Below are 18,071 nucleotides of genomic sequence, written 5' to 3'. Positions count from 1 at the left end.
GGTTACGCGGTGCTTCCCGGAGCGGCCGGCGCGGTGTTGGGCCGGCCCTCGAAGCGGGTGGACAGCACGACCGTGGTGCGCGTGCGGGCCACGCCCGAGATGCGCCGCAACCGGCCCAGCGCGCGCTCCAGGTCGTCCACCGTGGCGACCCGGACCTTCACGATGAACGACTCGTCGCCCGCCACCCGGTAGCAGGACTCGACCTCGATCAGCTCGCCCAGCGACAGGGCGACCTCGTCGTCGTCCGCGGTGTCCGTGGGGTGGATGCTGACCAGAGCCGTCACCCCCAGGCCGACCGCGCTCGGGTCGACCACCGCGTGGTAGCCGACGATGACGCCGGTGGCCTCCAGCTTGCCGACCCGCTCGTGCACGGCGGAGGCGGACAGCCCCACCTTGCGCCCCAGGTCGGCGTAGGTGGCCCGGCCGTTCACCCGGAGGGCGGCGATGATCTGCCGATCAAGTGCGTCCACCGGGCCTAGCCTAGGGCCACCCGCAACGATGTCCGAACCGCGCACTTCGTCCCTTACTACCTCTTTACCATCACCCAAGCGTTCGAGTACCCGAAGGTCGGGATGCCACGATGCGTCCGGTACGTCTGTTCGGCATCGGGGAGGAAGACCGTGACCGTGACGCAGGGACACCAGGGGGAACGGCTGCTCACACCGGGTGAGGTGGCCAACCTGTTCCGGGTCGACCCCAAGACGGTGACCCGCTGGGCCACCGCCGGCCGCATCGGTTCCATCCGCACACCCGGCGGCCACCGCCGGTTCCGCGAGTCCGAGGTGCAGGCCCTGCTTTCCCAGTTGACCACCGAGGCGAGCGAACCGGTGCGCCGGTGACGCCGTTTACCTCCGGGACACGGGTAATGTCGTGGCAAAGGAGGTGGCGACCATGCTCTACGTGCTCGCGCTGATCGGTGCGCTGACGATCGCGGTACTGCTGTGGCGCGCGTTCGGGCCGGACCGGGTCGATACCGCCCCCAGCCGCCGCGTCGTCGCGCCGGACGACGATCCCGAGTTCCTGCGCAAGCTGGGTGAGCAGAAGAAGAAGCGTCCCGAGGACGAGTAACGCGGACAGGGGCCTCCACCGAGGCCCCTTCGCGCGTCCCGAGGTCAGTTGACCTTGTTCGGGAAGTCGTCCGCCACCGTCGCGGCGAGTTCCAGCAGCGCCAAGCGGGTCTCCGGGCCGAGCTTGTCCAGCTCGATCTCGGCGCCCTCCTCCAGGTGCGCGTCGAACGGGATGCGCACCACGGCCCGGCAGCGCTGGGAGAAGTGCGCCGCGAGCTTGTCCAGGTCGACCTTGCCCGAGCCCGGCCGCACCGAGTTGATCACCGCCACCGACTTGGCCACCAGGTCGCGGTAACCGTGCGCCTCCAGCCAGTCCAGGGTGGCCGCCGAGGTCTGCGCGCCGTCCACCGAACCGGACGACACCAGCACCAGCGAGTCGGCCTGGTCCAGCACGCCCTTCATCGCCGAGTGCATCAGACCGGTGCCGCAGTCGGTCAGCACGATGTTGTAGAACAGCTCCAGCAGCGACACCGTGCGCAGGTAGTCCTGGTCGCTGAACGCCTCGGACACCGCCGGGTCCTGCTCGGACGCCAGGATCTCCAGCCGGCTGGGCGACTGCGAGGTGTACGCGCGGACGTCGCTGTACTTGGTGATCCGGGACGCGTCGCGCAGCAGGTGCCGCACGGTGGCCGTGGTCTCCCGGGGCACCTTGAGCGCCAGCGTGCCGCGGTCCGGGTTGGCGTCCACCGCGATCACCCGGTCGCCGCGCAGCGACGAGAACGTGGAGCCGAGCGTGGTGGTGGTCGTGGTCTTGCCGACGCCGCCCTTGAGGCTCAGCATCGCGATCTTGTAGCACCCGCGCAGCGGCTGGTTGATCCGGCCGATCAGCTCGCGGCGGCGCACGTCCGCCGGGCTCTCGCCCAGGTTGACCAGCCCACCGGTCACCGCGTGCAGGGTCTTGCGCCAGCCGGACTGCGGCGGGCGCTTGGCGCGCTTGATCAGCTGCTGCGACGACATGTCGTGCGCGCTGGCCGGCAGCGGGGGCTGGTGCGGCTGGATGCTCTGCGGGAAGTTGTTCGGGAACGGGCCCTGGAACTGCGGCTGCTGCGCGTTCGGGTCGAAGTGGTGCGGCCCCGACTGGCCCGCCACCTGGTACGGCCCGGACTGCCCGCCCACCTGGTAGGCGCCGCTCTGGTTCGGGCCGCCCTGATTGCCGACCTGGTAGGCACCACTTTGACTCGGGCCACCCTGGTTACCGACCTGGTAGGCACCACTTTGACTCGGGCCACCCTGGTTACCCACCTGGTAGGCACCACTTTGACTCGGCCCACCCTGGTTGCCCACCTGGTAGGCGCCGCTCTGGTTGCCGACCTGGTACGCGCCCGACTGGTGGCCGACCTGGTAGGGACCGGACTGCCCGGCCACCGGGTACTGGCCCGACGGCGTGCCCTGCGCGGGGAAACCGCCGCTGGGCGGACCCTGCGGCGGGAAGCCGCCGCTGGGCGGGCCGGTCACCGGGCCGGACGCGGACGGGTCGATGTACACCGTGGCGGGGTCGACGTAGTGGGCACCCGATCCGGGGTCAACCGGGTGGCCACCCGACTGGTTCGGGTCGGGCTGCTGCCCCTCCGAACCCGAGGGCGGCTGCCACGACGGCTCAGGATTCTCGTAGCGACCGGTCACCGCTGGGGTCCTCCCTGAGCAAAGCGGATCGAGCCCTCCCCGACCTCACGATTGCGACGGTAGTCGGCGGGCAACGGTTCCACGACATTGGGTAGGGGGTCTAATTCACACCCGCGTAAGAGTGCAATCCGGTCGTGACCAGGTTGATGAAGAACAGGTTGAACACGGTGAGCGCGAAGCCCAACGTGTTGACCCAAGCGGCGGGACGGCCGCGCCAACCGGCGGTCGCCCGCGCGTGCAGGTAAGCCGCGTAGACCACCCAGGCCACGAACGACACGGTCTCCTTGGGATCCCAGCCCCAGAACCGGCCCCACGCCGCCTCGGCCCAGATCGCGCCGCAGATGATGCCCAGCGTGAACAGCGGGAACGCGAACACCGTGCTGCGGTAGGCCAACCGGTCCAGCACGTCGGAGTCGGGCAGCTTGGCGAACCGCGCCCGACCCGAGGACTTCAGCAGGTACAGCACACTGGCCACGCCGGGCAGCAGGAACAGGCCGCTGGACACCGAGATCACCGACACGTGCACCACGAGCCAGTACGACTGCAACGCGGGCTGCACGGGCGCGGCCTCCGCGTACAGCACGGTGCCGCCGAGGAACATCAGGATGCCGATCGGGACCAGCACGAACCCGCCGAGCCGGCGCACCGGGAACATGCGCATCAGCACCAGCCAGCCGACCACGGCGGCGAACGTCAGCAGCGCCGTGTACTCGTACATGTTGCCCCACGGCGCGCGTTCGGTCGCGAGACCGCGCAGCACCAGCGAAGCGCCGTGCAGCACGACGCCGAGCAGCGTCATCGCCACGCCCATGCGGCCCAGCCGCTCGGCTCGCGACGGCTGCTCGCGCACCACCAGGCCGGGCGTCCAGGTGCCGTCCTCGGCGGTGCCCGCGACCTGGGTGCCCGATGCGACCAGCTCGCGCTGCTTCACCTTGTTCTTGGTGAAGGCCTGCTCGCACAGGTAGAACACGGCGGCGATCACGTACACGGCCACGGCCGCGCCGTAGGTCCAGTCGCTGTAGGTCGCCAGCGTCGCGTTGACCGGCATCAGCTCTCCTCCTCGAGCAGGTCGCGGGACAGTGCGGTGAACTCCTCGCCGTACCCGGCCTGGTCGGTGCGCGCCAGGCCACCGACCTCGACAACCGTACGCCCGTCCCCCCGCGGCGTCGCCCGCACCCACACCCGGCGGCGCTTGATGGTCAGCGACGTGCCGAGACCGAGGATGACCAGCACGGAGAACGCCAGCACCCAGACCTGCGTGGGGTCGTGGGACACCTGGAGCGAGACCCAGTCCCGCACCCCGTCGAACCGGATCACGGTGCCGTCGTCCAGCGTGGTCGACTCGCCCTTCCTCAGGTTCTGGCGGGCGACCTTGGCCAGCTTGCCGTTCTCCACCTGCTGCCGGTCGATGGCGAAGATCGACTGGCCGCGCCCGGAGTCGGTGCCCAGGTCGCCCCGGTAGACGTCGACCGCCACCGCCGGGTCGCGGTCCTCGGGGAACGCCGAGTCGAGCAGCTCGCCGCGGAACACCGCGGTGGGCGCGAGCAGGCCGGTGATCGCGAGCTGGTTCTTGCGGCGCTGCTCGGTGTCGGTCACGCCCGGCGGGTCGAACTTGGTGGCGCCCTCGGACGCCAGCGTCACGTCGTTCACCGGCCGCCACTGGGTCTCGCCGGTGCGCGTGACGCCGTTCGGGAAGGTGACCGTGAACAGCGGCGTGTAGCCGTGGCCGAGCAGGTAGACGCGGTCGCCGGCGGTGCGCAGCGGGCTGTTGACCTCCAGCGGGTACGGCCGCCAGGTGCCGCTGTCCAGGTCCGCGCCGGACTGGTACCCGATGTTCGCCCGGAACTCCTGCGCCTGGCCGTTGTGCAGGTAGGTGGCGTGGAAGTCGTCCACCTTCACGCAGAACTGGTTCAGGTTCGTGCCGTCGACCCGCAGGCCGGGCCGGAACGTGTCGTAGTTGAACACCCCGGAGTTGCAGAACTGGCCGCCGTTCGCCTGCACGATGACCTGGCCCTCGTAGCCGAACATCTTGCCCAGCGCGAACGCCACCAGCAGGCCCAGCAGGGAGAAGTGGAAGACCAGGTTGCCGGTCTCGCGCAGGAAGCCGCGCTCGGCGCTGACGCTGCGCGCGCCGCCGGCCTCCTCCCGTTCCACCAGCCGCCAACCCCGGAGCCGCTGCTTCGCCCGGGCCACGACGGCCTCCGGGCTCGCCGAGAGCTCCTCGGACGCGTGGTGCGGCAGCCGGGACAGGTTGCGCGGGGTCAGCACGGGCTTGGCCCGCATCTGCTTGAAGTACTCCCACGTGCGCGGCAGCAGGCAGCCGACCAGCGACACGAACAGCAGCACGTAGACCGCGGAGAACCAGTAGCTGGCGTAGACGTCGAAGAACTGGAGCCTGTCGAGGAGCCGGCCCCACCAGCCCTTCTCGGCGATGTACTCGGTGACCTTCAGCGCGTTCAGCGACCGCTGCGGCAGCAGCGCGCCGGGCATCGCGCCCAGGGCGAGCAGGAACAGCAGGGTCAACGCGGTGCGCATGGCGGTGAGACCGCGCCACGTGTTGCGCAGGAAGGCCAGGAACGCTCTCACTACAACGGCAGTTCCAGGTCGCTGACCACGGCGTCGCGCAGCCAGAACACGAAGTCGCCCCACAGCCCGGTGACCAGCGCGACGCCCACCGCGATCAGCAGCACACCACCGAACACCTGCACCTGGCGGACGTGCGCGCGCAGCCACCCGGTGACCCGCACCGCCCACCGCGCGCCCAGCGCGATCAGCACGAAGGGCAGGCCCAGGCCGAGGCAGTAGGCGAGCACGAGGACCGCGCCGCGCGCGGTGGCCGATCCGACCTCCGTGCTGCGCGCCAACGCCAGCACGCCCGCGAGCGTCGGGCCGACGCACGGCGTCCAGCCCAGCGCGAAGATCCCACCGAGCACCGGCGCGCCGAGCAGGCCGGCGCGCGGCGTGCGGTGCAGCCGGACGTCCTTCTGCAACGCGGGGACGAGACCGATGAACACCAGGCCCATCGCGATGGTGATCACGCCGCCGATGCGCTGGAACACGTCGGCGTCGAAGTAGAGGGTGGTGCTCAGGCCCAGCACGACGAACGACGTCAGGGCGAACACGACGGTGAAGCCCAGCACGAACAGCAGGGCGGCGCCGGCCACCCGCCAGCGGCCGGCCTTGCGGTCCTCGCCGTCCCGGACGGCCGGTGCTTCCGCGCCCACGAGGCCGGCGAGGTAGGCCAGGTAGCCCGGCACCAGCGGGACCACGCACGGCGAGGCGAACGAGATCGCGCCCGCGAGCACTGCCACGCCGGCGGCCAGCACGAGCGGCCCGGAGAGCGCAAGCTCGGTGGTCGGGTTCACGCGAACAGGGTAGGTACGGGTTGCTGAGACCCGCTCACCGGACTCCCTTAGCGGCGACTTGGGTCACAGCACTTCAAGCGCCGAATTCCACCCCGGCGGGCGCATTCCGCGCTCACCTACGGGTTGAACACGACTTTCCACCCTTGTGAGTGAGTGACTTACTTCATAGCGTGACGCCATGCGCGTTAGCCGACTGACCCTGCCGGTCTTGGCCGTCGCACTCGTGGTCGCCACCGCCCCCGCACCCGGTGGCGCGGCCGAGTCGCCCGTGGAGTGGCGGGAGGTGTTCTCGCCGGACGGCACCATCACGCAGGTCGCCGTCCCGGTCGCGGTGGAGGCCAGAGCGGCGCTGTCGGAAGTGGCCGCCGAGGTCGTCCCGATCCAGCAGACCGGTGCCGCGGACCAGCGCTACGACCTGGTGTTCGTCGGCGACGGCTACACGTCGTCCGAGCTGGACACCTACCACGCCCACGTGATCGGCAAGTGGGACGAGCTGTCGGCGGTGGAACCCTTCAAGTCCTACAAGCAGTACTTCAACGTGTGGCAGGTCGACGTCGTCTCCGACGAGTCCGGTGTGGACAACGACCCGTCCCTCGGCTCGGCCCGGGACACCGCGCTGGACATGGGTTTCTGGTGCCAGGGGCGGGACGTGAACACCGAGCGGCTGCTGTGCGTGAACCAGACCAAGGCGGCCCAGTTCGGCGCCCTCGCCCCGGGGGCCGACCAGGTCATCGCGCTGGGCAACACCGCCAAGTACGGCGGTGCCGGCGGCGCGGTGGCCACCGCTTCGGGAGCGAACGCGCAGGCCGGGCAGATCGCCGTGCACGAACTCGGCCACTCCATCGGCGGCCTGGCCGACGAGTACGACTACCCCTACGACCGGTACACCGGCAGCGATCCTGTCGAGCCCAACGCCACCACCGACCCGACCGGCGGGAAGTGGTCCCACTACCTCGGCCAGACCTCTCCGGACGGCGGCACGGTCGGCGCCTACGAGGGCAGCCGCTACCACCGGTACGGCTTGTACCGCCCCACCGAGAACTCGATCATGCGCACCCTCGGCCGTGAGTTCAACCTCGTGGGCCGCGACGCGATGATCAACGCTTTCAAGGCGAAGATCCCCGAACTGCGCTGAACGAACCGGGCGGCGGCCTCACATGCGCTCCAGCGAACCCCGGCCGGGCCGTGCTACTCCTAGCGCGGTTGCCACTCGATACCGGTCGGGCGCGCGCCCCCGCTGGTCATGTACTCGTGCGCGGCCCGACGAACCACGTCCAACGGGAGTTCCCCATCCACGGGGTATTCGGTGGGCGAGGACATGTAGAAGTAGATCGGTGTCCCTGCGGCCGTGTCGGTTCCCTTGCTGAACCACGTTTCGCGGTTGCGGGCCGAGTAGTAGAGCGCACCGCGTTCCTGTTCGCCGTCAATGGCCACGTCGAAAATCGCGTGCCCCGGATCGTCGGCCAGGAGCAGTTCCACGACGTGCCGGCCGCCCCACCCGGCCACGGTGTCCAACACGGTGTCCAGCTCGGCCGCCGTGTTGATGATCGCCGGTTCGTCCGTGTCGCCGTCGAACCAGGCTTCTAGCGCCACCACGGCCGGGCCCCTCCTGTGTATCGCTTGCGGAACGGCTGCCCCTCTGGGGTCACCCCGTGCACGGTCAGTGTGGCCCCCTCCGGGAGCACAATCGGCACGAGGGTGTCACACCCGAACCGACCACGGCACGGCGTGTAGTTGATCACCACGGTGGCGTGGCGGATTCCCTCCCGCACCATGCGTGCGGCCAACTTCATCTCCACATCCGCCGCACGCGCGGCCCGGCCCGGCATGTCCAGCTTTTCCAACCGTTCGTCCGCCGAATCCGCGTCGGCGTCCCTGCCGCTCACGATCGGCTCGACGGTGCCATCCGGTCTGATCCATCGGCCGTGCGTCTTCTGACCACTGCTCACGCGGGTGATCGGCGGAGGCAGTTCCCGCCGTAGCGCTTCCAGCTGTTCCGGCGGGACCACAAGCGTTTCGTCGGGCCCGGCCGCGCGGTCCGGGGGTGGCTGCCGCGGGGGCTGTGCGGGCCGCTGAGTGACCGGGCCCGGCCGCGGGGTGCCCTCGACCGTCAGCGTGGCCAGGTACCGTTCCGCCGCCGCTCGGCCCGCGTCCAGCGTGCGGAGCAGGGTCAGCATGTCCGCCCTCGCTTCCCTGAACCCGTCCAGCATCTGTTCCACGTTCGACTGATCAGCCACCGAACCCCTGAGCGCCACGGCTAGCAAGTCGTGTGCGTCTTCCGCCAGGTCGTCCGCTTGCGCCAGGGCGTCCCGGGCCTTGCTTGCCTTGTCGATGGCCTTGGAAATCTCTCCGGCCACGTCGTTGACCCCGGTATTCGCCTCTCGGACGACTTCGTCGCCTACCCGGTCGAACACACCGGGCCGCACCCGGACGACACCACCGACTGACAACGGAGAAACGACACAATGGGAATCATTCTTGAAGAGCGATCGTGTTCGCCGAGGCGTGGTCGGGGTGAAGGCGCGTGGTCGGTGGGCGGTGGTCAGGTCTCCGCCGCGAGTTCCTTCACCAAGGGCACCAGGTCGGTGGAGATCAGTTCGACCAGGAACACAGCCGCCACGCGGTGCTGCTTGTCCAGCACGATGGTGGTCGGCACGGTGTTCGGCGGCAGGCCCTTGAACACCAGCAGCGAACGGCCCGACTCGTCCTGGATCGACGGGTAGGTGAGCTTGCGGTTGGCGAGGAAGTCGCGGGGCGCGTCGGCGGAGCTCTCCTTCACGGCGACGCCCAGCACCTGCACGCCGAGGTCACCGGTCTCGTCCTGGACCTTCTGCAACTCGGGGGCCTCCGTGCGGCACGGTCCGCACCACGAGCCCCAGATGTTGACCACGACCACCTTGCCCCGGTAGTCGTCCAGCGAGACCGTCTTGCCGTCCTCGCGCACGTCGGGGCCGGTCAGCCCGCGCACCACCTTGCGCTGGTCGCCGTCGTACCGGATGCGCACCTGGCCGTTGGGCGCGACGAACTGGAACTCCGAGCCGGCGAGGACCGCGTCGTTCCCGGTCGAGCAGGCCGTCGCGACGAGCAGCAGCAGAACCGCCAGGATCCGTTTCACGCGCCGGTCACCCTGGGGCTGGTCGCGCCGGCGGGCTCGGTGTAGACGAGCTTGACCAGCTCCTCGCCCTCGAACACCAGGCTGGTCAGCGACGCCAGCGAGCACTCGCGCCGGCGCGGGTCGTGCCACATGCGCTTGCCCTCCAGGAACCGGCGCAGCGTCCAGATCGGCAGCTGGTGCGACACGCACACCGCCTCGTGCCCCTCGGCCGCCGCGCGCGCCCGCTGCACCGCGCCGAGCATCCGGTGCGCGATCTCCAGGTACGGCTCCCCCCACGACGGGCGCAACGGGTTGACCAGCTTCGGCCAGTGCTTCGGCGAGCGCAGCGCGCCGTCGCCGACCGCGACCTTCAGGCCCTCGAACTTGTTGTCCGCCTCGATCAGCCGCTCGTCGGTGGCCAGTTCCAGCCGGTGCGAGTCGGCGATCGGCGCGGCGGTCTGCTGCGCCCGGTCCAGCGGGGACGCGACGACGTGCGCGATGTCGTGGTCGTTCAGGTGCTCGGCGACGATCAGCGCCTGCTTCTGGCCCCGCTCGGAGAGCTTGAAGCCGGGCAGGCGGCCGTACAGGACGCCGGTCGGGTTGTGCACCTCACCGTGGCGGAGCATGTGCACGACGGTGCGGGTGGTCACTGCGCGGCCTCCGCGGCGGCACGGGCGGCGTGGGGCAGGGCGTCCGCGATCACCGCGAAGTCCTCCTCGGTCATGGCCGCGTTGACGAACCACGCCTCGAACGCGCTCGGCGGCGGGTAGACGCCGCGCTCCAGCAGGGCGTGGAAGAACGGCGGGAAGCGCCAGGTCTGCGCGGCCTGCGCGCCCGCGTAGTCGACGACCTCGTCCTCGGTGAAGAAGACGCTGACCAGGTTGCCCGCGTACTGCACGCGGTGCGGCACGCCGGCTTCGGTCAGCGCGGCGGTGAACAGCGCGCCGAGCCGGGTCGCGTTGGCGTCCAGGGCGAGGTAGACCTCGTCGGTGGCGGCCCGCAGCGTGGCCAGGCCCGCGGCGACCGCGACCGGGTTCCCGGACAGCGTGCCCGCCTGGTAGACGGGGCCGGCGGGCGCGAGCCTCGCCATCACGTCGGTGCGCCCGCCGAACGCGGCGGCGGGCAGCCCGCCGGACATGACCTTGCCGAACGTGTAGAGGTCGCCGGCCACGTTCTCCAGGCCGAACCAGCCCGAGCGGGACACCCGGAAGCCGGTCATCACCTCGTCCATGATCAGCAGTGCGCCGTTGGCGTGGCACAGGTCGCGCAGCTCGGCGTTGTGCCGGGGGGCGACCGCGCCCATGTTGCCCGCCGCCGCCTCGGTGATCACGCAGGCGATCTCGTCCGGGTTCTCGGCGAACGCGGCCTTCACCGCGTCCAGGTCGTTGTAGGGCAGCACGAGCGTGTCGGCGGCCTGCGCGCCGGTGACGCCGGGCGAGGTGGGCAGGCCGAGCGTGGCCACCCCGGAGCCCGCCTGGGCGAGCAGCGCGTCCACGTGCCCGTGGTAGCAGCCGGCGAACTTGACGATCTTGCGCCGCCCGGTGAACCCGCGGGCGAGCCGGATCGCGCTCATGGTGGCCTCGGTGCCGGAGTTGACCAGCCGCACCTGGTGCACCGGCGCGACCCGGTCGATGATCTCCTCGGCGAGTTCGATCTCGCCCTCGGTCGGCGTGCCGAAGGACAGGCCGTGCCCGGCCGCGTTCCGGACGGCCTCCACCACCCGCGGGTGGGCGTGGCCGAGGATCATCGGCCCCCACGAGGACACCAGGTCCACGTACCGGTTGCCGTCGGCGTCCCACAGGTGCGGGCCCTCGCCGCGCACCATGAACCGGGGCGTGCCGCCGACCGAGTGGAAGGCGCGCACGGGAGAGTTGACGCCACCGGGGATCACCGCCGCCGCGCGCTCGAACAGTGCCTGGGATCGCGTGGAAGTCACGGTCCCAGTCTCACACGTCCGGTTGGTCGACCTGCTCCCGACCACGGGTGCGGACCGCCAGCAGCGTCTGGCGGACCGCGTCGAGCAGCAGCACCCCGGCTCCGGTGGCCAGGCCGATCGCCCCGCCGATCCAGTTGCCCAGGTACCGGGTGGACTGGAGCGGCGGGTGGTCGTCCACCGGGTAGCTGAACCGCAGCACGCCCCGGTTCCAGCACCAGACCGCGAGGAACGCCAGCACCACCACGGCCACCAGTTCACCGGCCGCGACGAGGGCGCGCTTCGGCTGGTGCAGCCCGGGTGCCGGTGCTTCGGTGACGGTGGTGGCGGGGGTGGCAGCGGTCACGGTGGTCAGCCTCTCACGGTCACCCGGGCCACGGCTTCCCGGGCGGACGGCACGCCGCCCGGCCGAGCGGGCTGCGGGGGGGCGGTCGCACGCGGTGCGGTCAGGACCGGTGGGCGAGGAGGCGGTCCACGGCCGCGCGCAGGGCCTCGGCGTCACGCGCCCAGCCGAGCACCACGGACCCGTCCACCAGCTTGATCGGCACCGGATCCGTGCCGCGCGGCAGCGTCCAGCCGCCGCCGAGCACCTTCGCGCCCGACCGGGGCTCCACACCGGACACCTCGGCGATGTCGCGCACCGGCACCTCCTCGCGCCCCTGGTGCAACGCCACCGGCGTGAGCCGCACCCCGTAGACCCGCCGCCGGCCCTGCACCCACAGCAGCGTCGGCACGAACAGCGCCACCGCGACGAACAGCCACAGCGCCGGCCACACCGACCCGGTCATCGCCTCCGCGCCGATCCCCAGCAGCGCGAACACCGGTCCCCACAGCAGCGGCCACCAGGACGCGCCCGGTTCGGCGTACAGCACGGGCTGGTCCACTAGCCGAGGTTCCGCGCGAAGAAGCTCCGGGTGCCGGGCAGGAAGCTCAGCACCACCGCCGCGGCGGGCAGCGCCAGCCGCAGCACGATCACCGCCCAGGACGCGGGCTCGGTGTCGCCGTCCCGGGACGCGGCGATCGCCGCCGCCACCGCCAGGAAGCCGATCACCAGGTACCCGCCGCACAGCGCGATCCGCGCGTAGTAGCTGCCGCCGAGGAACGCCACCGCGCCCCACACCCCGCCGACGGCCAGGCAGCCGGTCGCGAACAGGGTCATCCCCGGGCCGAACCCGGCGAACGAGCCGTCCTCCGCGAGCACCCGGACCACCGTGCCGACCGGCCAGCTCAGCGCCGCCAGCAGCCAGCACGCGAACGCGGCGAGCACCACCCCGGGCCGCACCAGGGCGGTCGTCCGCTGGTCGACGCCGCGCATGTGGCCGGGGTACCCGATGGGCTGCTGCGGGCCCGACTGCGGCAGGTTCACCGGGCGCATCGGGTGGTCGAACGGGTCGAACGGCGGCTGGGTCATCGGAGGTTCACCGATCTCAGGTACGTGTTGGACGGGGGCAGGAACATCGCCACGACGCCCAGGATGACCGATGCGAGGAAGACCAGGGACCAGATGGTGCCGATCAGCCAGTTCGCGTAGGGCACCGACCCGGTCACGAAGCTGAGGAACAGCAGCGATCCGAACAGGATCGCCATCCCGCCCAGCACGGCGAGCAGCACCCGCGCCCAGTTCTGCCCGCCGCGCAGCTTGAACGCCGCGATCACGAACAGCACCGCCGGCACCGCGAAGCCGAACCCGAACAGCACGGGCGTGAGCCTGGCCGCGTACTCGGCGCTCTGGCGCGACATGGGGTCCTGGTCGGTTTGCTGCGATTCGGCGTACAGCTCGTCGGCCAACGCGTTGCCACCGGTGTAGAACACCGCCGGCAGCACCAGCACCACCAGTACCGCGCCGACGATCCAGCACCAGAACGCGGCCGTCAGCGCGGCCGGCCGGGGCGGGGCGAACGTGCGGGAGTCGACCTCCGGCATCGGCAACGGGTAGCCGGTGAACGCGGGCACCGGCGGTCTCGGCCGACCGGGTCGGCCGGGCAGGTCGACCTGGTGGAAGGGCGAGGCGAACGGGTCTGGCTCGGACATGCGGGGTCTCCGGCGGGGGGAAGCTACTGCGGCTTCACCCACTGTGCCGTACCGCGCAGCCAGGTGAGCGCCAAACCGGTCGCGATGAGCAGCAGCACCACCACGTTCGCCCCGGCGGCACGGGTCAGCAGGAGCCACAGCACGTGCACCACGGCCACCGCGGTGAGCGCACCCCGCGCCCACCGCTTGCGCCGGCCGAGGAGCCGGGCGAACACCGCGTACCCGGCCCCGAACACCACCGCGGCCACCGTCAACCGCACCAGCAGCGCCGTGACGGTCGAAGGGGGCAGCCCGTCCCGCGCGGCGGCCTCGTCCAACGCGCCCCGTCGCACCCACAGGTAGGCGGCGTTGAGCACGCCGAACACGCCGAGCGCGTACCAGAGCGCCACCGCCGCCCGGGCGGACGGCGACGGCCCGGTCACCCGGCCCGCTTCACCGCGTCGAAGTAGGCCTTCGAGTTGGGCATGTACAGCAGCACCACGGCGACCACGCTGAGCAGCGAGGTGACCACCCCGAAGAGGGAAGGACCGAACAGCAGGGACAGCAGCCCGAGCGCGGTCAGCACGGTCAGCACGACCCGGGCCCAGTTCCGCCCGGCCCGCGCCTTGAACGCGAACAGCACGTACAGCCCGGCGAACACCACGCCGATCGCCACCGCGAACAGCAGGCTGAACGTCACGGCGGCGTCGAACTCGGCCGGCGACAGCTGACCGGACTGCGGGGAGTCGCGCAGCGCCCGGGCGATCTCCTCGCGCTGCGTCAGCGCGAGCAGCGCCCCGACCACGGACAGCACCGCGCCCGCGATCCAGATCCAGAAGGAGGCCTGGACCTCCTTGGGCACCGGCACGTGCCGGTCGCCGGCCGCCGGGGAGCCCTGCAACTCGGACTCGCTCAACGGCGGGGGCGGGGGGATGTACGGCTGCTGCTGCCTGCCGTCGGGGTCCTGTGGGGTCGTCACGTCCCGGAACGCTAGAACCACGCAAGGTCGCTGTCCACCGCGACAGGCGGGTGCGCGACGGACCTCGGCGGGATTGTCGACCAACGTCGTGCACCGGCGCGACTTCGGTCGACGCGGCCGGTGGTCACCGTCCACCCTTCGGGACGGACGGCGGACGGACGGAAGGACGGGCGGGGGTGGAGCCGCGTGCGACTCCACCGGGACGGTCGCCGCCCACCCGCGACGGGTGGGCGGCGACCGGTGTGGTGCCGGGGTCAGCTGGCCTTGAAGTAGTGGTTGGCGTCCGGCTTGAACATGAAGATCAGGGCGCCGATGGTGACGGCCAGGGAGACCAGCGACAGCAGGGCCTGGATCACACCGAAGAAGCCGATGCTGAACAGCACGCCGAAGCTCAGCAGGCCGACCAGGCCGCCGATCACGCCGATGCCGCCCAGCACCGCCAGCACGATGCGGGCCCAGTTGGCGCCGTTGCGCATCTGGAACACGATCAGGATCCACACCGCGGACAGGATGAGGCTGAAGATCGCGCCGCCGTAGCCGGGGCTGGGCACGGATCCGCGCAGCGACGGGTCGACGTCCTTGAGGAGCTCGTCGTAGATCGCCTGCACCGTGATGAAGCTGATGATGCTGGACAGGATGCCTACACCGGCGCCGACCATCCACAGCATGAACGCCGTGTCGACGGACTTCGGCCGGGCCGGGCGGGCGAGCTCGCCCTGGGACAGCGGGGGCGCCTGGGGCGGGTAGCCGGGCTGCTGCGGGTGGCCCTGCTGCGGCTGCTGGGGGTACCCGCCGGGCTGCTGCTGGGAGCCGCCGCCCTGCTGGTTGTAGGGATCGTGAGGAGTGGTCATGCGCGGACCGTAAGAGGAGGAGCGGTCCGCGTCGACCGGAAATCACAATCCGTTAGCTACCTGTGGTGGTTGGGCGTTGACGGACCGCTGTGATCTGAAGTGCCCGGAAACTGATGGCAGGTACATCAGCACCAGGGCCACCGCGTCGAGGATCATCGTGACGACCCCGAACACCAGGTCCACAGGTGGGATGACCAGGCCGTACACCGCCGCGAGACCCGACGCCACGGCGAGCAGCCGGAAGATCCCGACCAGGATCCCGACGCCGCCGAACACGGTCAGCGTGATCCGCGCCCAGTTCCGGCCGCCCGCCATCCGGTTGGCCAACAACGCGTAAACGAGGACCAGCAGCCCGCCCAGCAGCAGGCCGAACACCACACCGCCGGACGCCGCCGCGTCCAGCTCGTCCTGGCTCAGCCCGGACTGCTCCGCGCGGAGCCGGTCGATCAGCATCTGCCGGTCGGCCAGCTGCACCAGGAACCGGGCCAGGCCGACCACCGCGCTCGCGATCCACAGCCAGCGCGCCAGGTCGACCAGCTTGGGCGGCGGCGGGCCGGCCTGCTTCACCGCCCGTCCAGCCACCGCGCCGCCTCCACGGCCCAGTAGGTGAGCACGATGTCCGCGCCGGCCCGCCGGATCGACGTCAGCGTCTCCAGCACGGTCCGCTCGCGGTCGATCCAGCCGTTGCGGGCGGCGGCCTCGACCATCGCGTACTCGCCGGAGATCTGGTACGCGGCGACCGGCACGTCGGCGATCTCCCGCACCGCGCGCACCACGTCCAGGTACGGCAGGGCTGGCTTCACCATCACCATGTCCGCGCCCTCCGCGAGGTCGAGCTCGACCTCGCGCAGCGCCTCCCGCGCGTTCGCCGGGTCCTGCTGGTAGGTCTTGCGGTCGCCCTGGAGCTGGGACTCCACCGCGTCCCGGAACGGCCCGTAGAGCGCGGACGCGTACTTCGCCGAGTAGGCCAGGATGCCGGTGTCGGTGAACCCTGCCTCGTCCAGCGCCTTGCGGATGAACCCGATCTGGCCGTCCATCATGCCGCTGGGGCCCACCAGGTGCGCCCCGGCCTGGGCCTGGGCCACCGCCATCTCGCCGTAGACCTCCAGCGTGGCGTCGTTGTCGACCTCGCCGGTCGGGGTGAGCACGCCGCAGTGGCCGTGGTCGGTGAACTCGTCCAGGCAGCAGTCCGACATCAGCACGGTGCCGTCGCCGAGCTCGGCGCGCAGGTCGGCCAGCGCCGCGTTGAGGATGCCGTCCGGGTCGGTCGCGCCGGAGCCGACCGCGTCCCGGGTGGTGGGCACGCCGAACAGCATGATGCCGCCGACCCCGGCCTGCACGGCTTCGACGGCGGCCTTGCGCAGCGACTCGCGGGTGTGCTGGTGCACGCCCGGCATGGAGGCGATCTCGACCGGCTGGGCCGCGTCCTCCTTGACGAACATCGGCAGCACGAGCTGCCGGGGGCGCACGGTGGTCTCGCCGACCAGGCGGCGCATGGCCGGCGTGGTGCGCAGCCGGCGGGGGCGGTGGGCGGGGAACACGGGCGGCACTCCCTACGGGGGAAACGAGGCCGGGGCCACCGGATGGTGACCCCGACCTGCTGCTTCACGAACGGCGGAGACGCTTGGTCTTGCGGGGCGGCGGCAGCGCGCCCTCGGCCCGGAGCCGGGCCGCGTGCTGGGCCAGCGCGTCCACCAGGGCGGGCACGTTGGCGTCCTCCGGCTGCACGTCCACCCGCAGCCCGAACTCGCGGGCCGTCTCGGCGGTCTGCGGGCCGATGCACGCCACCAGCGTCCGGGCGTGCGGCTTGCCCGCGATGCCGACCAGGTTGCGGACCGTGGACGACGAGGTGAAGCACACCGCGTCGAACCCGCCGGACTTGATCATCTCGCGGGTGTCGGCGGGCGGCGGGGCGGCCCGCACGGTGCGGTAGGCCGTCACGTCGTCGATTTCCCAGCCGCGGTCCCGCAGGCCCGCCGCCAGGGTCTCGGTGGCGATGTCGGCGCGCGGCAGCAGCACCCGGTCCACCGGGTCCAGGATGTCGTCGTAGGGCGGGAAGTCGGCCAGCAGGCCCTCGGACGACTGCTCGCCGGAGGGCACCAGCTCGGGGATGATCCCGAACGACCGCACCTTCGCCGCCGTCGACTCGCCCACGCAGGCGATCTTCACGCCGGAGAACGCCCGCGCGTCCAGGCCGAACTCGCGGAACTTCTCCCACACCGCGCGGACCGCGTTGGTCGAGGTGAACACCACCCACTGGTAGCGGCCGTCGACCAGGCCCTTCACCGAGCGCTCCATCTGCGCCGGGCTGCGCGGCGGCTCGACCGAGATGGTCGGCACCTCCACCGGGATCGCGCCGTGCGAGTGCAGCCGGTCGCTCATCGCGCCCGCCTGCTCCTTGGTGCGCGGCACCAGCACCCGCCAGCCGTACAGGGCGCGGGACTCCCACCAGGACAGCCTGGTGCGGCCGGCGACGGCGCTGCCGACGGTGACCACCAGCGGGCCGCCGAGGTCGCCCGCGTCGGCGGCCAGCGACGCCAGCGTGGTGTCCACCGTGCGCTGGCCGAAGCCGGTGCCGTCGGCGGTCACCGCGACCGGGGTCTGCGGCGCCACGCCGTTCTCCACCAGCGAGGAAGCCGCCTCGGCGAGGTGGCTGCCGGTGGCGTGCAGGACCAGCGTGCCGGGCGCGGCGGCCAGGCTCGACCAGTCGGTCACGCCCCGGACGTCGGCCTCGGTGTGCACGGCGCCCAGCGCCACACCCGCGTACGCGGGCACCGCGGTGCCCGCCGGGACGCCCGGCACCACGTCGAACGCGATCGTGGTGCGGGAGACCGCGTGCGCCTCCTTGACCACGGAGTCCAGCGTCAGCGGGTCGCCCGCCACCAGCCGGACCACCGCGTGGCCGTTCTTCGCCTCGGCCACCAGGTCTTTCGCCACGTCGGCGGGGTCGCCGACCGCGGGTCGGACCTCCACGCCGTCCGGGACGAGGGCGACCACCTCGGACGGCACGTCCGGGTCCGTCACCACCAGCTCGGCTTTGCCGAGCAGGTCACGGGCGCGGACCGTGAGCAGGCCGGTGTCGCCGGGGCCGGAGCCCACGAAGGCGACACGGCCGGGGGTCTTGCGTGCGCGGGTCATCAGGGCACTCC

Annotated in this window: 23 protein-coding genes; 3 read left to right on the top strand and 20 right to left on the bottom strand. The window is 71.6% G+C overall.

Annotated elements, in window-relative coordinates; genetic code table 11:
• Positions 1–2: 2 nt before the first annotated feature.
• On the bottom strand, positions 3–470 hold the full coding sequence (locus FHS29_RS06510) for an Lrp/AsnC family transcriptional regulator (RefSeq protein WP_184689223.1): 468 nt from the start codon (positions 468–470) through the stop codon (positions 3–5).
• A gap of 150 nt (positions 471–620) precedes the next feature.
• Between FHS29_RS06510 and FHS29_RS06505 the strand changes: the two genes are divergently transcribed.
• Together FHS29_RS06505 and FHS29_RS06500 are read left to right on the top strand one after the other, a co-directional pair.
• Positions 621–839, top strand: a complete 219-nt coding sequence (locus tag FHS29_RS06505; protein ID WP_312864786.1) for a BldC family transcriptional regulator — start codon at positions 621–623, stop codon at positions 837–839.
• Positions 840–891: 52 nt separating this feature from the next.
• Positions 892–1,068, top strand: coding sequence for a hypothetical protein (locus FHS29_RS06500; RefSeq protein ID WP_184689221.1), 177 nt, complete (start codon positions 892–894; stop codon positions 1,066–1,068).
• Positions 1,069–1,112: 44 nt separating this feature from the next.
• On the opposite strand, the gene FHS29_RS38070 is transcribed toward FHS29_RS06500, so the two are convergent.
• The 4 genes from FHS29_RS38070 to FHS29_RS06480 form a co-directional block, all read right to left on the bottom strand.
• On the bottom strand, positions 1,113–2,690 hold the full coding sequence (locus tag FHS29_RS38070) for a nucleotide-binding protein (RefSeq protein WP_184689220.1): 1,578 nt from the start codon (positions 2,688–2,690) through the stop codon (positions 1,113–1,115).
• A 100-nt stretch (positions 2,691–2,790) separates the two neighbouring features.
• Positions 2,791–3,738 (bottom strand): c-type cytochrome biogenesis protein CcsB, encoded by a 948-nt coding sequence (gene ccsB, locus FHS29_RS06490; RefSeq protein ID WP_184689218.1) that lies wholly within the window; start codon positions 3,736–3,738, stop codon positions 2,791–2,793.
• The gene (resB, locus tag FHS29_RS06485; RefSeq protein WP_184690003.1) at positions 3,738–5,225 is read right to left on the bottom strand and encodes a cytochrome c biogenesis protein ResB; all 1,488 of its coding nucleotides are present in this window, start codon (positions 5,223–5,225) and stop codon (positions 3,738–3,740) included. Before resB ends, ccsB begins: the two co-directional genes overlap by 1 nt.
• 50 nt (positions 5,226–5,275) lie before the next feature.
• Positions 5,276–6,055, bottom strand: coding sequence for a cytochrome c biogenesis CcdA family protein (locus FHS29_RS06480; RefSeq protein WP_184689216.1), 780 nt, complete (start codon positions 6,053–6,055; stop codon positions 5,276–5,278).
• 178 nt (positions 6,056–6,233) lie between these two features.
• On the opposite strand from FHS29_RS06480, the gene FHS29_RS06475 reads away from it, so the two are divergent.
• Complete coding sequence (locus FHS29_RS06475; protein ID WP_184689214.1) at positions 6,234–7,190, top strand: M64 family metallopeptidase; 957 nt, start codon at positions 6,234–6,236, stop codon at positions 7,188–7,190.
• Between the two features lie 59 nt (positions 7,191–7,249).
• Here the strand turns inward: FHS29_RS06475 and FHS29_RS06470 are convergent, their stop codons facing one another.
• From FHS29_RS06470 to FHS29_RS06400, 15 genes are all read right to left on the bottom strand, one after another.
• Complete coding sequence (locus tag FHS29_RS06470; RefSeq protein WP_184689212.1) at positions 7,250–7,651, bottom strand: Imm1 family immunity protein; 402 nt, start codon at positions 7,649–7,651, stop codon at positions 7,250–7,252.
• The gene (locus tag FHS29_RS06465) at positions 7,639–8,469 is read right to left on the bottom strand and encodes a DddA-like double-stranded DNA deaminase toxin (protein ID WP_184689210.1); all 831 of its coding nucleotides are present in this window, start codon (positions 8,467–8,469) and stop codon (positions 7,639–7,641) included. Before FHS29_RS06465 ends, FHS29_RS06470 begins: the two co-directional genes overlap by 13 nt.
• A 128-nt stretch (positions 8,470–8,597) precedes the next feature.
• A complete protein-coding gene (locus FHS29_RS06460) occupies positions 8,598–9,170 on the bottom strand; it encodes a TlpA disulfide reductase family protein (RefSeq protein WP_184689208.1) in 573 nt (190 codons plus the stop codon).
• A complete protein-coding gene (locus tag FHS29_RS06455; RefSeq protein ID WP_184690001.1) occupies positions 9,167–9,775 on the bottom strand; it encodes a histidine phosphatase family protein in 609 nt (202 codons plus the stop codon). Before FHS29_RS06455 ends, FHS29_RS06460 begins: the two co-directional genes overlap by 4 nt.
• Positions 9,776–9,795: 20 nt before the next feature.
• Positions 9,796–11,085 (bottom strand): glutamate-1-semialdehyde 2,1-aminomutase, encoded by a 1,290-nt coding sequence (hemL, locus tag FHS29_RS06450; RefSeq protein ID WP_184689206.1) that lies wholly within the window; start codon positions 11,083–11,085, stop codon positions 9,796–9,798.
• A 10-nt stretch (positions 11,086–11,095) separates the two neighbouring features.
• The gene (locus tag FHS29_RS06445; RefSeq protein ID WP_184689204.1) at positions 11,096–11,428 is read right to left on the bottom strand and encodes a hypothetical protein; all 333 of its coding nucleotides are present in this window, start codon (positions 11,426–11,428) and stop codon (positions 11,096–11,098) included.
• 100 nt (positions 11,429–11,528) lie between these two features.
• Positions 11,529–11,966: a transport-regulating membrane protein Mce1N gene (mce1N, locus tag FHS29_RS06440; protein WP_184689202.1), complete on the bottom strand. Its 438-nt coding sequence runs from the start codon at positions 11,964–11,966 to the stop codon at positions 11,529–11,531.
• The gene (locus FHS29_RS06435; protein ID WP_184689200.1) at positions 11,966–12,493 is read right to left on the bottom strand and encodes a hypothetical protein; all 528 of its coding nucleotides are present in this window, start codon (positions 12,491–12,493) and stop codon (positions 11,966–11,968) included. The genes mce1N and FHS29_RS06435 overlap by 1 nt, the downstream gene beginning before the upstream one ends.
• Entirely contained in the window at positions 12,490–13,113 is a 624-nt protein-coding gene (locus tag FHS29_RS06430) for a hypothetical protein (RefSeq protein WP_184689198.1), read from the bottom strand. Before FHS29_RS06430 ends, FHS29_RS06435 begins: the two co-directional genes overlap by 4 nt.
• A gap of 23 nt (positions 13,114–13,136) precedes the next feature.
• A complete protein-coding gene (locus tag FHS29_RS06425) occupies positions 13,137–13,535 on the bottom strand; it encodes a hypothetical protein (protein WP_184689196.1) in 399 nt (132 codons plus the stop codon).
• On the bottom strand, positions 13,532–14,071 hold the full coding sequence (locus FHS29_RS06420) for a hypothetical protein (RefSeq protein ID WP_184689194.1): 540 nt from the start codon (positions 14,069–14,071) through the stop codon (positions 13,532–13,534). Before FHS29_RS06420 ends, FHS29_RS06425 begins: the two co-directional genes overlap by 4 nt.
• Before the next feature lie 254 nt (positions 14,072–14,325).
• Positions 14,326–14,922, bottom strand: coding sequence for a hypothetical protein (locus FHS29_RS06415; protein WP_184689192.1), 597 nt, complete (start codon positions 14,920–14,922; stop codon positions 14,326–14,328).
• A 42-nt stretch (positions 14,923–14,964) separates the two neighbouring features.
• Positions 14,965–15,504 (bottom strand): hypothetical protein, encoded by a 540-nt coding sequence (locus tag FHS29_RS06410; protein WP_184689190.1) that lies wholly within the window; start codon positions 15,502–15,504, stop codon positions 14,965–14,967.
• Positions 15,486–16,463 (bottom strand): porphobilinogen synthase, encoded by a 978-nt coding sequence (hemB, locus tag FHS29_RS06405; RefSeq protein ID WP_184689189.1) that lies wholly within the window; start codon positions 16,461–16,463, stop codon positions 15,486–15,488. The genes FHS29_RS06410 and hemB overlap by 19 nt, the downstream gene beginning before the upstream one ends.
• 64 nt (positions 16,464–16,527) lie before the next feature.
• Positions 16,528–18,060 carry a bifunctional uroporphyrinogen-III C-methyltransferase/uroporphyrinogen-III synthase gene (locus FHS29_RS06400; RefSeq protein WP_184689188.1) on the bottom strand — a complete coding sequence of 511 codons (1,533 nt, stop codon included), beginning with the start codon at positions 18,058–18,060 and terminating at the stop codon, positions 16,528–16,530.
• Positions 18,061–18,071 lie beyond the last annotated feature (11 nt).

This window comes from Saccharothrix tamanrassetensis (assembly GCF_014203665.1).
In the GTDB taxonomy this organism is placed as follows: Bacteria; Actinomycetota; Actinomycetes; order Mycobacteriales; family Pseudonocardiaceae; genus Actinosynnema; species Actinosynnema tamanrassetense.
The sequence above is the reverse complement of the archived record's forward strand: the minus strand, read 5'-3'. Positions and strand labels throughout refer to the sequence as shown.

Bases quoted from the DNA above. Each gene is read 5' to 3' on its own strand.
- FHS29_RS06500 (WP_184689221.1), top strand. From the start codon at position 892: ATGCTCTACGTGCTCGCGCTGATCGGTGCGCTGACGATCGCGGTACTG.
- ccsB (WP_184689218.1), bottom strand. From the start codon at position 3,738: ATGCCGGTCAACGCGACGCTGGCGACCTACAGCGACTGGACCTACGGC.
- resB (WP_184690003.1), bottom strand. From the start codon at position 5,225: ATGCGCACCGCGTTGACCCTGCTGTTCCTGCTCGCCCTGGGCGCGATG.
- FHS29_RS06475 (WP_184689214.1), top strand. From the start codon at position 6,234: ATGCGCGTTAGCCGACTGACCCTGCCGGTCTTGGCCGTCGCACTCGTG.
- FHS29_RS06455 (WP_184690001.1), bottom strand. From the start codon at position 9,775: ATGCTCCGCCACGGTGAGGTGCACAACCCGACCGGCGTCCTGTACGGC.
- FHS29_RS06435 (WP_184689200.1), bottom strand. From the start codon at position 12,493: ATGACCCAGCCGCCGTTCGACCCGTTCGACCACCCGATGCGCCCGGTG.
- FHS29_RS06430 (WP_184689198.1), bottom strand. From the start codon at position 13,113: ATGTCCGAGCCAGACCCGTTCGCCTCGCCCTTCCACCAGGTCGACCTG.
- FHS29_RS06415 (WP_184689192.1), bottom strand. From the start codon at position 14,922: ATGACCACTCCTCACGATCCCTACAACCAGCAGGGCGGCGGCTCCCAG.
- FHS29_RS06400 (WP_184689188.1), bottom strand. From the start codon at position 18,060: ATGACCCGCGCACGCAAGACCCCCGGCCGTGTCGCCTTCGTGGGCTCC.